We start from the raw sequence: 12,873 nt of genomic DNA, 5'->3' as shown, positions 1-12,873 counted from the left end.
ATGTTTTTTGTCAAAAATTAAGATGGGGTGAGAGGCTTATGGGGGGACGATGAGCCCTTCCTTTCATTTTCGTTCAAAGATCCTTATACTTGCTTGGAGAAGCATTTCAAGGGAGATTGAACAGTATGGACATAAAAAAATTGCAATACTTTATCGCAGTAGCAGAGGAACTGCATTTTAACCGTGCAGCAGAGAAGCTGAATATGACACAGCCTCCCTTAAGCCAGCAAATTCAAGCTCTGGAGAATGAGATTGGTGTGAAACTATTAGAACGGAACAAAAGACAAGTTCGTCTAACGCCAGCGGGGGCGGTATTTCTAGAGGAGGCTAAATCCATTTTATCTCAACTGGAACGCTCTATTAAAACAACACAATTAGTCGATCAAGGAATTATCGGACATTTGAACATTGGATTTATAGATTCTGCAGCTGGTGGAGTATTGGTCGATATGTTAAAAATGTTTCGGGAACGTTATCCACAAGTACAACTCACATTACATGAGATGACGTCTGCTCAGCAGTGGCAGGCTTTACATGAAGGAACGATTCACATTGGATTTGTACGTTATACAGAGTCGGGCAAGCATATCGACCATCGTCCCTTAGTCAATGAATCGCTTATTGCCGTTTTGCCAGAGCAGCATCACCTAGCTCATTTACCGGTGTTATCCATTCGCTCTTTAGCTTTAGAGCCGTTTATATCGTTCCCACGTCATTTAGGAGCTCCTTTTCATGACCTCATTATGAGCTTCTGCGCCCAACACGACATGTATCCGAATGTTGTACAGGAAGCCATTCAGATGTACACCATTGTAAATTTGGTAGCTGCTAATCTTGGAGTTTCCATTGTGCCCTCTTCAGTTACTATTTTTCAGCGTGAAGGTGTCACATTTCGTCCCTTTGAAGAAAGCACACCATCGATTCCCCTTTATGCCGCTTGGAGAACCGATTGCGATCGTGCCTCCTTATCCGCGTTACTAGAGATCATAGGACAAATGAGTTCAGAAGTTATTAATGGTGAATGATATAATATTCAGCCCGTTTTTCTAGGATCACGTTCAACGAGTCCTTCTAGCACTCTATCGATTTGCATCATCACTTCCCTATCCAGACGAACTCCCGCAGCTTTGGCATTTTCTATTACTTGCTCAGGCTTGGATGCCCCAATAATTGCAGATGAGACTTGTGGATTTTGCAACACCCATGCTATAGCCAATTGCGGAAGCGTCAACCCAACTTTGCTGGCGATGGTAGAGAGATTCGAGATCGCTTCAAGCACCTCAGTCCGAAGCCATTGACCCGCCAATTTATTCATAAAAGGTGAGCCCGCAGCTGTTGAAGCACGAGAACCCTCTGGCAATGGTTGACCTGGCATATATTTGCCTGAAAGAATCCCTTGAGCAAGCGGCGACCAGACCACTTGTCCAATCCCTTCCCGCTCACAAGCTTGAACTACCTCCGTCTCCATTACGCGCCATAACATCGAATATTGAGGTTGACTAGCCACCAATGGCACCTTCAATTCCCTCGCCAAAACAGCACCTTCTGCTATCTGATCCGCCGTCCACTCACTTATCCCGACATAGAGAACCTTACCTTGGCGCACCAGATCCGAAAAAGCCAAGAAGGTCTCTTCAAGGGATACTGTTGCGTCAAAGCGATGCGCATAATAGATATCAATATAATCGGTCTGTAATCTGTTCAGTGAAGCATGGCACGCCTCCATAATATGCTTGCGAGACAGACCTCTTGCGTTACGTCCCGTCCCTGTGGGATGGCACACCTTGGTACACAATTCAATATCAGCTCTGTGCACTCCTTTTAATGCTTGGCCCAGCACCATCTCAGCTTTCGTATCGGAATATACATCTGCAGTATCAAATGTTGTGATCCCTACATCCAATGCAGCGAGAACACAAGCATGGGCAGTATCATTGTCCACTTGAGCACCATGTGTAATCCAATTACCATAAGCAATCTCACTTAGATGTAAACCACTCGTTCCTAATTTGCGATAGTTCAATATATACCCTCCTTTAGATAACAATCTGATTGTAACAAAGAGATATTAATACGAGAAATACTCTTTGATATGCGATTTAATTCAAAAAAGATATTACTGAGATACTTAAAGATAATAAAAAACGCCCTTTAGGCGTTTTTTTCGGTAAATATTCTGTTTCGAAACTCTAACTTCGCCTATACTCCGGTGGGTATTAACCTCCAAGCCTTGTTACCGCACCACAACTAACAGTACAATAATTCCGAGCCAAAACAGCCAGCTTACTGGGTGACCGAAATTTAATCCCCAGCCGACTCCGAGCCTTTTCTTGACGATTAGGTTTGGATCTTTACGATTGAAATAAATCATACCTAATCGCCATTTATCATCATCATGGACAGGTCTGACATTGGAGCTATCGGCAGATCGCTCCAAGCGGCTTTCGCCCTGACCAGCCCAGAACGTTAAGGCCAAGGCGTATAGGATAATAAGGGCTATTATGATTAGGATAATAGGGATAGCGAAATTCATGTTAAGCAGAGATATCATGTTTAGTTGCACGACAGAAAACAGGATAACCATTAAGAAGCTTGCTGTAAGCATAAAATATGACCAAGTACGGCGGTAAGTTGCGTCTTGTCTGATGGAACGGTTAGGATCATTGGGTTGAACCTGCTGCTTTACTCTGCGAATACTCCAATTCTCAAATATGAACAAAAGTGTTATGAACACTTGCATTATCGTAGGCATAAACACAGAACTAAAAGATTTAGCTGCATAGCGGTCTACGTTCCAACTGCTGTTGTAATGGATCGGAATCTGATCAGGAATCAGATCGTAGTTGTATAGCACAGTTACAATACTAACAACAGTAATTAAAACATGAATGAGGAACCAATTATTAGACAAGCCAATGTTTCTTTTCCGAAATCCAGTGTCCACTGCCATGATCGATGGTTCCAGAGCAATAGGCAGCATAGGTAGTAAACTTTTCATTTTGAAATGATAGCTAATGTTTATGACTAGGGAGATTCCGACCATGGCGAGTGAATAAGTGACAATGATCCAACTTTGTTGCTTGGAATGTTCATCACCGTATAGTAGACAGATGATACAAACAATGAACAAGATGGTATGCAAGGTAGCACTGATCCTAGCATATGACTTCCGCATCTGGTGCAGAGGCTCACTTTGGAATTGTACAGGGCTGACGTTGACCCCAAAACTAATCGTCTCTCTTGTTAAATAAGGCATGCTTACCATGAGTACAATGGCAGGTACAAATACAAGGATCATTACTATAACAGGCATTATCGTCATATCATTCGCCTCCTCTTATACATAAGTGTTTATTTGAAAACTCTATAGCATATCCTATTAACTTAGGATAAGGAATCGACTTGAACATAAATTTTATTATAATCGATTTTAGTGACTATTGTGATGAAATTAACAATTTATCCAGTTTTTTTGCTACATAGAGCTACTCATCTGACAACTGAATTATGGCAAGTACATCTGTTTGAAATTCTATGTAGGTAAAAGATAGGATTTCGGACACTTACTTTAAATATTCTGCAATTTGGATGACTTGTGTGGGTAATAAATAAACATCATCCAACTCTTGTCGAGTGTTTCCTATGGACGCTAAAGTGACACTCGGTGCTGAATGTGATTACTCTTACGATTTAATGATGAGAGGAAACTGAACAGCATATGCCTTATATTGATCGAAATGGTATGAACATTTATTATGAATATCTTCACTCTAACTCTCTTAACCAACAAATAGACGCTATCCTGATTATCCACGGAGCGGGTATGAATTTACGTTCCTGGGATTTGATTGTTTCTTATTTGAAGCAACACTATCATATTCTTCGCTATGATTTGCGCGGACATGAATTGAGCGATAAAGGGCCAGTCAGAGTAGCTTGGAGACTGCTATTCACTCTTTTTCTTCTAGAGCGGCTCAATATTTCTTCTTTTTTCGCTGTTGGTCATGGAGAGGAAGCATATGTGCCGTGCTGCTCGGTACAATCCGTCACTTCATAAAGGAAGTTAGTTTGATTAATTCATTTGAATTAATTATACTCAACAGTATGGAGGAATGGACATTGAATACAAACCTAAGCAACGATATGAATAAAGGAAATGAAGACTCCACCCAAACTCGTTTATTAGAAGCAGGGCTGCGGATCTTTGGATTAAATGGCTATGAAGGCGTACGTACGCGGACCCTTGCAGATGAAGCTGGTGTGAACCAATCGGCGATTCCGTATTATTTCGGTGGAAAAAAAGGATTGTACTTAGCGGTTGCCCGTCGCTTGACAGCAGCCGTTCAAGATAATTTTTTGAAGCAGGCTTTAATTGAGACAGAAGAGATTGAGAAACGGTCAAAAGAAGAAGCCGCAGAAGCTCTTAAAAAAGTCATGACGCAATTTTCCAAGACGATGATTGGTAATCATGAAGCCAATGCAAGAAGTGTATTTATCGCAAGAGAGCAGATGCAGCCTACAGAGGCTTATGACATTTTGTATGAACAATTCTTCCAGCCACTACATCAGATGATTGCCGTCTTGGTGAGTAAATTAATGGATCTAGACGCAAAAGATCCAAAAACGATATTAATCGCACATGCAATTGTTGGACAATCGGTTGCGTTCTCTGTGGCGAAGGAAACCTATTTGAGACGCCAAGGGATTCAAGACTTGGATGAAGTACACATTGCTTTGATCGCCAAGGAGCTTGGCGAAATGTCGATTCGTACATGCAGCGGCTATTCTCATTAAAAATGAGGGTACGTAACGAAGACATAAACATTCTTCTATACGTACCCTTTTGCTATTTTACCAAGTTGCCCTCATCAGCTGAGTAGAATTTTTATTTAGTTCAATCCCCCCAGCTTCACCCACGATCACCGTTCCGCCAAGATTAATGACCTTCTTACCAATCGCACAATTCGGCTCAAATGCAAACACCATTCCTGTCTTGAGTTCGGTCTCTAACCCTATGGATGGGATCGGCAGCACTTTCCCGTACTCTCTCGCCTCAGGCAACCGTGCAATCTCATCGCCAACCCCAATAAGACCAAATGGACTAATGGAATGAATAAGCGGATGAACGTGCCAACCTCCTGCTTCACGCATCGGCTCATTCATCGCTTTAACCACGTCTCCGAAAGTAGCCCCATGCCGCAGCTCTTTTACTCCGTTCTCATACGATTGTCTCGCTGCCGCTGCCGCCCGCTCAAAATCCGGATGCACAGCTCCTACAGCGATTGAAGGCTGATGCTGCGTCTCTAGCATTCCGAATGATGAAAATACCTCGGCCAAAATAATATCTCCTTCTTGGATCACCCGCGGCTCCTCTGGTCGATATGTCCATGCGGGCAATCCCCATCCTACGAACTCTGGTCCTGATCCCATTAATATCGTTGTCGTGAACCCGACATGGGTCGCACAAGCATTCATCGCTGCCGCATAGATCTCATTTTCTCTCACGCCTGGCTTCGTTGCCTCAAGCATCGCCTGGCACATTTTTTCCCCAACGTTCGCTGACCATTTTAATACCGCGATCTCCTCCTGACTTTTCACAGAAGACAGTGCGAAAAATTTGTGTCCCACAGGCTTAAAGGTCCCATTCGGTAATCCTTTTAGGATCGTTTGCCAAGTATTATAGGGCATGGCTCCATCAAAGTAATAGGGAGGATAAGGCTCTAAGCCAATCACACCAAATGCTTTATTTGTAAGTCCTCTCTCTTCCATAATCTTGACAATGTGCGCACCCATTTTTCCGACATACATATTTTCCGGGCGTATCCAGCCTTGCGTATTCGTATATCCAGCTTGAATATGATCTTCCACAGCAGTGGCTAAAAAGACAACAGAGATCGGCTCTTCATTCTTAGGGAAAATGACAATAGAACCTGGACGCTCATTCGTAAAGTAGGCGTCCGGGTTAAATACAGCAGGGAACGCACCTTCTCGATCTCCATACACAATCAATACATCCACATGCTCTTCTTCCATTAGCTGATTTGCAATGTTCCATCTACGATCTCTTTCCGCAAGTGAGTAGGTAGGGATTCTAGTATCTTGATTGTTCATACCTCTTTCTCCTCCTAACGTTTATTTCTTTCCAGAGTTCATTGCTGATCGTTGCCTTTTGTCATCGTCCAACCGTATACATGCGAATGGCCCCCCTCCAATAGATGTCATGAATGAACCTGTTACATTGCAAGTATAATTCATTCATTTGATTAATTCAATTGAATTAAATTAATTGATTTATGTGCAAAAATAGCTCCAATAACTTGGAGAATTAATCTTTAAATCATTAAAATGAAAAACACTATCACTTCAACTTGTTGTAACAGGTTCACTGCCTGCTCATAGATTGTGCATCCAGTTAACTGGCCGTATTCTGAAAGGTCAGTATGGTGTTCGACAGCAATTTATCAATGATGGAATCAACGTTTCATTCGATTCAACATCAAAGTATCTAACATGCGGCGTGTTCTCTACCTCCGCGGATAAACGGATTTTCAGCGCTGGAAAGCCCTCTATTCCAAGCGACCGACAAAAACGAACAACCGCGGCACTGCTTGCCTCCGCTTTTGTCGCTAACTCATGTATGGTCATATGCAGTACTTCTTTAGCATTTGCAAGAATGTACTCCGCTACTTTTTTCTCTGATTCTGGCAATTCATTTAAGTCTAGCTCAATTTGCGAAATCATACTTCCCCGCAATTAAACCTGCTCCAACAAATGTAGGAATCATTGGTATGAAAATATTTCCCATTTTTCGCAAAAAGTTCTTGAACGGTTTATCATTCTTCTTTTTAAGCTTCGCCTTCATTTGTGCGCTTTGTGCTTGTAATTGCTCAGCCGAAGTCGCTATTTTCCCAATACTCATTTAGACTATATTGAGTAATCTAAACTTTGTATCACTTCTACGATTCCACACGTTCCATTATTGACGAATTTTTATTTCAACATTAAACTATAAATAAGAAATTAAATTCCAAAAAACCGTTTTTTTATTTATTAAATTTATCCCAACATTACGTCGCAGGAGGAAAATGAAAGATGACGACGACACCAAACATCATCGTAATGAACCATCCAACTAGAGAGCAGCTTGAAAAGATTTACGATATTTTAGATGAATGCTTTTCCGTTGGCCGAGCTTTTTTCCAAGAAAGATTAGACCTAGACACCACATATGATCCAGATACAACATGGTTTGCGATGGTTGACGATAAGATTGCATCTAATGTACAAATTTTTCCGTTTCATATTAGAGTCGGTCAAGCGATCTTGAAAACGGGTGCAATGGGGAGTGTCGGTACAGATCTAAATTACCGCGGGCTGGGGCTTGCACACAAAATTCTTCATGCGCAGACCAACTATATGAAAGAAACCGATTATGATATAAGCTTGCTTTTGGCTAGCAAGCATGCGTTTTATGAAAAAGCTGGCTGGAGACTTATTCCGGAGACTGCTTTCGCAATTGAAAAACCAGCAAGTTTGGAGCAGCAGCAAAACAGTGATGAAATCATTCCTTTTGAAGCCTGTTATCTCGATGATATCCGTTTCATCTATGAACAATTCAATAAGAATCGTACCTACACCGTGATCCGAAGTAGAACGTATTGGAATGATTTATTGACCTGGCCGGAATGGAAGAAAGTTGACTGCTTGCTCCTTCGCAGAAATGGAAAAATCGTCGCTTATGGCATCATTGAAAAGAAAGATACTGAACAAGTATTTATTAATGAATTATTGTATTTGAACGAAGCCGAAAACGGCGTTGAAGCTTTGTTTCATGCCTTATGTCAGCTGCGCCAAAATGCAAAGCAAATATTAGCGATGCTCCCAGAGGACCATAAGCTATATTCCTATTACCAACAGCATCAAGCAAATTCAATTCAAATCAATATGGCGATGTGGAAAATGATCAATCTCAGTTCAACTTTCCATAAGCTTCAGCCTGAATTAGAAGATCGCCTAAACCGTAGCAACATAATTGCAGACCAGGAGCTGCATATTGTACTTCGCAGCAATGAGGACTGTATCTACTTGGATTATAAGCAAAAGCAGCTTTCTGTTTCCGATGCTAGTAATCATACCAATCCCTATACTTCAATAGAAGTAGATGAACGCGAGCTAATGACTTATATCATGTTCGGCTATAATGAAGCAGGCGCAGCAAAGGACAGTACTGAGCACGCTAACATCCTTCAAGCTCTATTTCCGAAACAACAAGCCGTTTTTTATTTGACCGATAAATTTTAAGCCATTTTTGATTCCTACCATTTTAAAATAAGGGTGTGTCGCAAGTCCAACTGCTCGGACTTATGACACACCCTTATTTTTCCATAGCGACAAAAACTAGTCGTTGTTCATTTTTGATCTTCCTAACAGGACAGCACCGTAGGTTGCATCCTTAATCGGCAAAATCAGCTTTGTTTGCGGGTAGCTCTGTGCGAGCTTTCGCTCCAAGGCTTCTTTCACAAAGCGAGACTTTTGCAGCACACTTCCTGCAATCGCAATCGGACTTTCATATAGCTTAAGCCGTTCAATAACAGGCACAACAAGTTCATATAGATTGGCTGCACATTTCTCCGCTAACGCTATTGCATGTGCATCGCCCTTCTCGCATGCGGTCGTCATAATCGGTGCGAGCTGCGCAATATCTTTTTTCGTCGTATTTTTATCATAAACAAAGCCAATAATCTCTTTCACAGTGCTTAATCCAAGGTGCTCATATACCATCGCTGGGATGACCGTATCGGTTATTCTTCCGTCCTCCACTTGAACTAATACGGATAATAGATCGCGCCCAATGCTATAACCGCTTCCCTCGTCATCAATCAGATGACCAAAGCCTCCTGTGCGATGCTGCTCTCCTTTTTCATTGACCCCAAAGCAAATCGATCCTGTACCGGCAATGAGAATGATGCCTTGCATCGCATTTTGTGCCCCGTATAATGCGGTTTCTTGATCGCCTGTAATCGTTACTGGCCCGATATAACCGTTATTTCTCACATGCTGCTCCAAAAAATTGATGACCAGCGGATTACTTATTCCTGCCGCACCTATACATATATGAGCAACTTCTTGTAAATTACCGCAGTAGAGCTTCGTTTGACTAAAAATTTCCTCAAAGGAGGCGGCAATAGCATCAGCATCACCACCGTTATAATTAATAGGCCCCACAGTAAAGGTGAATAAAGCGTCTTCCTGGTCATGCGTAATGGTGACAGCTGTTTTCGTGCCACCCCCATCAATTCCAACGATAAATGCCATACCTATGTCCCCTTGTTGTACTTTTTATCTACATCTGTATCGTAATATTGGCGGTGGGTACAACCTCACCATTTAGGATTGGAAGGAGTGATTTGAATGCATCAAGTGTATACTCAAATGCCGCAATTCCGCAGAACTCGCCTTCGATTAACGGTAAATCATACGGGCGACCTAATGTAATGGCCGTTACTTTGCAGCCTGCAGCCAGCAGCTTCTGAACAAGCGCAAGCTGACCTTTGTTTTCACGCGCATTGAACAAGCCGATAACAATATGCTTGTAGCCTTGTACCTTTGGCAGCGCAGCGTTGATTTGCTCCTCGCTCGGGTCAATGTCGATAATCTCATAAGCTGTATTAAAATGCTCCCCCATATATTGCGGAAAGCTAAGAGCTTGATTCAAGCTGCTGGACGCAAGATCGGTGCGGTATGAATAGGAACCCATAAATAACATTTGCTCGTCACCGGTATGAATGGGCTGGAGCTCACCTTTAATGAGGCAGATCGTTTCCGTACGCATTAGCTCATTTGCTCGGCGATGTACATCGCAGCCAACTAGTTCATAATCTAGCTCCTCAATCGTCGCATATTGTGCTTTATAAGCTAAAATTTTTGTAACAGCTGCATCAATTAGCGCTTCATCCAAATCACCGGTGGCTACAGCTTCTTCGATCAAATGAATCGCTTCCTTCACTGTCTCAGGAGTATGACTAATGAATACCAAATCAATACCTGCTTTAACAGCTCCTAACGCTCCTTTTGCCGTACCATAGTATCGTTTGATCGCGTCCATTTCTAAACAATCCGATACAACTAACCCTTTATATCCTAATTTTCCTTTTAATATCTCTGTAATAATGGTATGAGACATAGTTCCGGGCACACCGGATTTTTCAATTTTCGGAAATAAAATATGTGCACTCATAATCGCTTGAGCGCCTTGCTCAATTGCGGCCTTAAACGGCAACAGCTCAAGCTGCTCTAATTCCTCAAGTGTTTTTTCAATGGTAGGCAAGCCAATATGTGAATCGACATTTGTATCACCATGACCTGGAAAATGCTTAAGTGAGGACATGACGCCTCCATCGAGCAATCCCTTCATCATTTGAATTCCATACTGGGATACTGTTGCAACAGAATCACCATATGAACGAACATTTATGACTGGATTCAATGCATTATTGTTAACATCCATAACTGGAGCTAGATTAAAATTAATACCTAATGCTTTCAATTCTCTGGCAGTCATTCTGCCTGCTGCATACGCATTTTCAGGTCGTCCTGAAGAAGCAATTGCCATGGCTCCAGCAACATTGGTCGCGTCTTTAGGCATACGAGTGACTCGACCGCCTTCTTGGTCGATCGTAATAAAACCCGGGATACCAGTATGTGTCGTGTACCATAGCTGCAGCTCAGTAACAAGCTCGCCTAATTGATATTTATTGTCGATATTATGTGAGAATAAAATAATATTGCCGACTTTATAATGCTCAATAACTTCCTTCAGCTCAGGAGTGATCTCGGTTGAAGGGAAGCCTGTTACGAACATTTGTCCAATCTTTTCGCGCAAGCTCATATGTTCTATTGTTCTCATCAATTATTCACCTTCCTCTAGCGATATAAATGATACTGCTGTGTTATTTCTGCAAATTGCTTGCTTTCCGCTGCAAACTGTTCAAGCAGCTGCTTGGCTTGCATATTTTCCGTACGATACATGTTGTCTCCCCCCAGCAAATCGATAAATGGACGAGAGCCCTCCTTCACAGGAGGCAGGAATGAAAATTGCTCGTACAAATCTCTTATCGTAAATAATAAGGTTACCCCAACTTCTAAAGGCCTCAGCACTTGGAGATCTGTAATGTAAATTTGTACCCCGCCGCATAGCTCGCCACAATGTTTAGATGACGTTGGCTTGAAATGAACTGGACGAAAAAGCACACCCGGGATACCTTTTGCATTCATCTCATCTGCCAATTGCTGCGCTTGAATGAACGGAGCACCAATCATTTCAAACGGAAACGTTGTGCCTCGTCCTTCCGAGCAGTTCGTGCCTTCAAATAAACATGTTCCTGTATATAATAAAGCTGTTTCATATCGTGGCATTCCAAGTGAAGGATGAACCCAAGTTAATCCTGTATCCGGGAAGGACATGCTCCGTTCCCAGCCTTCCAAACGAACAACATGCAGCGATGCATTCCAATTCATTTGATCATTTGCCATCGTTGCTACCTCACCTGCTGTTAATCCGTATCGCACGGCTAGCTCGTAATTTCCAACAAATGATTTGAAGCCGGGCTTCAAGACATTCCCTTCTACCGTTACCCCGTTAAGCGGATTAACACGATCAAGAACAACAAATTCTACACCTGCATTTGCACAATCTTCAAGTGCATACAGCATCGTATAAATAAATGTGTAATAGCGTACACCAACATCTTGAATATCGTATACAATGATGTCTACTTCATTCAGCATTTCTTTTGTTAAACGCTTGGAGTCTTTACGGTACAAGCTATAGACTGGAACATTCGTAAAAGGATCCGTGTAAGTATCTACTACTGCCCCTGCATCCAAATCTCCGCGAACGCCATGCTCAGGTGAAAACATCGCAGCAAGATTAAAATTTTCATGTAATATAGTAATCGTTGATGCAAAATCCTTCGTAAGACCTGTCGGCGCTGTAATCAATCCTACGCGCTTACCTTCGAACAAATAACGATAATTCGTTATAGAATCAATCCCATTTAACACCATATGAAGCTGCCTCCTAGCTGCTTTTTCGCATAAATGGATAGAACAAGGGAATGTTTCCTGCTATACATAGAAACACTCCCTCTTAGCTAGTTAAATAGTTACCAAAGACTAGACTGCCTAACCTTCACCGTTTCAGCAGGCACCATAAATGCTTCTGCATATGTCTTTCTTGCTTCACAGCCGCGAACAACTGCTAGTGCTTTATAGTAATCCATGTATTTGAAAGATTTGCTATTCGTCACAAACCAATGCTTGCTTAAAGCATCTATCCATAGATCAAATGCCGCTTGATCGAAATCCACATATACGTAAGGGACATAATCAACCGCATCCTCCCAGTTTTCGGAGTAATATAATCTTGCTGCAAAGTGCGCGGGGAGCGCTCGTTCAAAGGATGATAGACTTGCGAAGAAACGGGCATCATTTACGATATGATGCGTTAGCGCATGGTCCTTATGCATACTGTTTTTCCAGTGTGTAATAATAATGTTAGGCTTCACGCGACGAATTACATCACAAACCTCCATACGAATTTCCTGATTGTCAGGCAACTCTCCGTCACAATAATCATCGAATACAATGGCTTCACCGCCTAGCATATCCGCAAAAACCTGTGCCTCTTTCACTTTTTTCTGACGATATTCCTTTATATCCTGTCCTGCCGGGACCCCTCGTTCACCCGCAGTTAACGCTAGTGTCACAATGCGATCTCCCTTTAAACTATGACTTGCGAGTACACCACCAGAAGCTAGCTCCACATCACCAACATGTGCTCCAATTGCTAATACTGTGAATTTTTCGCTCATC

General features: G+C 42.2%; 13 protein-coding genes. 4 read left to right on the top strand and 9 right to left on the bottom strand.

Annotation, left to right across the window (positions count from 1 at the left end):
- Nucleotides 1–125 precede the first annotated feature (125 nt).
- Nucleotides 126–1,025, top strand: coding sequence for a LysR family transcriptional regulator (locus ACFWMP_RS11630; RefSeq protein ID WP_379423772.1), 900 nt, complete (start codon nucleotides 126–128; stop codon nucleotides 1,023–1,025).
- Nucleotides 1,026–1,033: 8 nt separating this feature from the next.
- Here the strand turns inward: ACFWMP_RS11630 and ACFWMP_RS11625 are convergent, their stop codons facing one another.
- Both ACFWMP_RS11625 and ACFWMP_RS11620 read right to left on the bottom strand, forming a co-directional pair.
- Entirely contained in the window at nucleotides 1,034–2,023 is a 990-nt protein-coding gene (locus ACFWMP_RS11625) for an aldo/keto reductase family protein (RefSeq protein WP_379423771.1), read from the bottom strand.
- 210 nt (nucleotides 2,024–2,233) lie between these two features.
- Nucleotides 2,234–3,322, bottom strand: coding sequence for a DUF1648 domain-containing protein (locus ACFWMP_RS11620; protein ID WP_379423770.1), 1,089 nt, complete (start codon nucleotides 3,320–3,322; stop codon nucleotides 2,234–2,236).
- A gap of 396 nt (nucleotides 3,323–3,718) precedes the next feature.
- Here ACFWMP_RS11620 and ACFWMP_RS11615 point away from each other — a divergent pair, with 396 nt between their 5' ends.
- Both ACFWMP_RS11615 and ACFWMP_RS11610 read left to right on the top strand, forming a co-directional pair.
- Nucleotides 3,719–4,057, top strand: coding sequence for an alpha/beta fold hydrolase (locus ACFWMP_RS11615; protein WP_379423769.1), 339 nt, complete (start codon nucleotides 3,719–3,721; stop codon nucleotides 4,055–4,057).
- 62 nt (nucleotides 4,058–4,119) lie between these two features.
- Nucleotides 4,120–4,794 carry a CerR family C-terminal domain-containing protein gene (locus ACFWMP_RS11610; protein WP_379423768.1) on the top strand — a complete coding sequence of 225 codons (675 nt, stop codon included), beginning with the start codon at nucleotides 4,120–4,122 and terminating at the stop codon, nucleotides 4,792–4,794.
- 57 nt (nucleotides 4,795–4,851) lie between these two features.
- Here the strand turns inward: ACFWMP_RS11610 and ACFWMP_RS11605 are convergent, their stop codons facing one another.
- The 3 genes from ACFWMP_RS11605 to ACFWMP_RS11595 form a co-directional block, all read right to left on the bottom strand.
- Complete coding sequence (locus tag ACFWMP_RS11605; RefSeq protein ID WP_379423767.1) at nucleotides 4,852–6,111, bottom strand: M24 family metallopeptidase; 1,260 nt, start codon at nucleotides 6,109–6,111, stop codon at nucleotides 4,852–4,854.
- Between the two features lie 324 nt (nucleotides 6,112–6,435).
- Nucleotides 6,436–6,753: a MurR/RpiR family transcriptional regulator gene (locus tag ACFWMP_RS11600; RefSeq protein ID WP_379423766.1), complete on the bottom strand. Its 318-nt coding sequence runs from the start codon at nucleotides 6,751–6,753 to the stop codon at nucleotides 6,436–6,438.
- On the bottom strand, nucleotides 6,725–6,919 hold the full coding sequence (locus ACFWMP_RS11595; protein WP_042189585.1) for a hypothetical protein: 195 nt from the start codon (nucleotides 6,917–6,919) through the stop codon (nucleotides 6,725–6,727). Before ACFWMP_RS11595 ends, ACFWMP_RS11600 begins: the two co-directional genes overlap by 29 nt.
- A gap of 173 nt (nucleotides 6,920–7,092) precedes the next feature.
- Between ACFWMP_RS11595 and ACFWMP_RS11590 the strand changes: the two genes are divergently transcribed.
- Nucleotides 7,093–8,301, top strand: coding sequence for a GNAT family N-acetyltransferase (locus ACFWMP_RS11590; RefSeq protein WP_379423765.1), 1,209 nt, complete (start codon nucleotides 7,093–7,095; stop codon nucleotides 8,299–8,301).
- Between the two features lie 96 nt (nucleotides 8,302–8,397).
- Here the strand turns inward: ACFWMP_RS11590 and ACFWMP_RS11585 are convergent, their stop codons facing one another.
- From ACFWMP_RS11585 to ACFWMP_RS11570, 4 genes are all read right to left on the bottom strand, one after another.
- Nucleotides 8,398–9,315 carry an N-acetylglucosamine kinase gene (locus ACFWMP_RS11585; protein WP_379423764.1) on the bottom strand — a complete coding sequence of 306 codons (918 nt, stop codon included), beginning with the start codon at nucleotides 9,313–9,315 and terminating at the stop codon, nucleotides 8,398–8,400.
- A 28-nt stretch (nucleotides 9,316–9,343) separates the two neighbouring features.
- The gene (locus tag ACFWMP_RS11580; RefSeq protein ID WP_379423763.1) at nucleotides 9,344–10,906 is read right to left on the bottom strand and encodes a glycoside hydrolase family 3 protein; all 1,563 of its coding nucleotides are present in this window, start codon (nucleotides 10,904–10,906) and stop codon (nucleotides 9,344–9,346) included.
- 17 nt (nucleotides 10,907–10,923) lie between these two features.
- Nucleotides 10,924–12,066, bottom strand: coding sequence for an exo-beta-N-acetylmuramidase NamZ family protein (locus ACFWMP_RS11575; protein WP_379423762.1), 1,143 nt, complete (start codon nucleotides 12,064–12,066; stop codon nucleotides 10,924–10,926).
- Nucleotides 12,067–12,164: 98 nt separating this feature from the next.
- The gene (locus ACFWMP_RS11570; protein ID WP_379423761.1) at nucleotides 12,165–12,872 is read right to left on the bottom strand and encodes a PIG-L deacetylase family protein; all 708 of its coding nucleotides are present in this window, start codon (nucleotides 12,870–12,872) and stop codon (nucleotides 12,165–12,167) included.
- Nucleotide 12,873 lies beyond the last annotated feature (1 nt).

It is taken from the genome of Paenibacillus sp. NPDC058367, assembly GCF_042723305.1.
Taxonomy (GTDB): Bacteria; Bacillota; Bacilli; order Paenibacillales; family Paenibacillaceae; genus Paenibacillus_AQ.
Note: the sequence above shows the minus strand (reverse complement) of the source record. Positions and strands in the feature narration are given on the sequence as shown.

Coding starts and splice junctions, on each gene's coding strand:
- ACFWMP_RS11630 (WP_379423772.1), top strand. CDS start 126: ATGGACATAAAAAAATTGCAATACTTTATCGCAGTAGCAGAGGAACTG.
- ACFWMP_RS11620 (WP_379423770.1), bottom strand. CDS start 3,322: ATGACGATAATGCCTGTTATAGTAATGATCCTTGTATTTGTACCTGCC.
- ACFWMP_RS11615 (WP_379423769.1), top strand. CDS start 3,719: ATGCCTTATATTGATCGAAATGGTATGAACATTTATTATGAATATCTT.
- ACFWMP_RS11605 (WP_379423767.1), bottom strand. CDS start 6,111: ATGAACAATCAAGATACTAGAATCCCTACCTACTCACTTGCGGAAAGA.
- ACFWMP_RS11595 (WP_042189585.1), bottom strand. CDS start 6,919: ATGAGTATTGGGAAAATAGCGACTTCGGCTGAGCAATTACAAGCACAA.
- ACFWMP_RS11590 (WP_379423765.1), top strand. CDS start 7,093: ATGACGACGACACCAAACATCATCGTAATGAACCATCCAACTAGAGAG.
- ACFWMP_RS11585 (WP_379423764.1), bottom strand. CDS start 9,315: ATGGCATTTATCGTTGGAATTGATGGGGGTGGCACGAAAACAGCTGTC.
- ACFWMP_RS11580 (WP_379423763.1), bottom strand. CDS start 10,906: ATGAGAACAATAGAACATATGAGCTTGCGCGAAAAGATTGGACAAATG.
- ACFWMP_RS11575 (WP_379423762.1), bottom strand. CDS start 12,066: ATGGTGTTAAATGGGATTGATTCTATAACGAATTATCGTTATTTGTTC.
- ACFWMP_RS11570 (WP_379423761.1), bottom strand. CDS start 12,872: ATGAGCGAAAAATTCACAGTATTAGCAATTGGAGCACATGTTGGTGAT.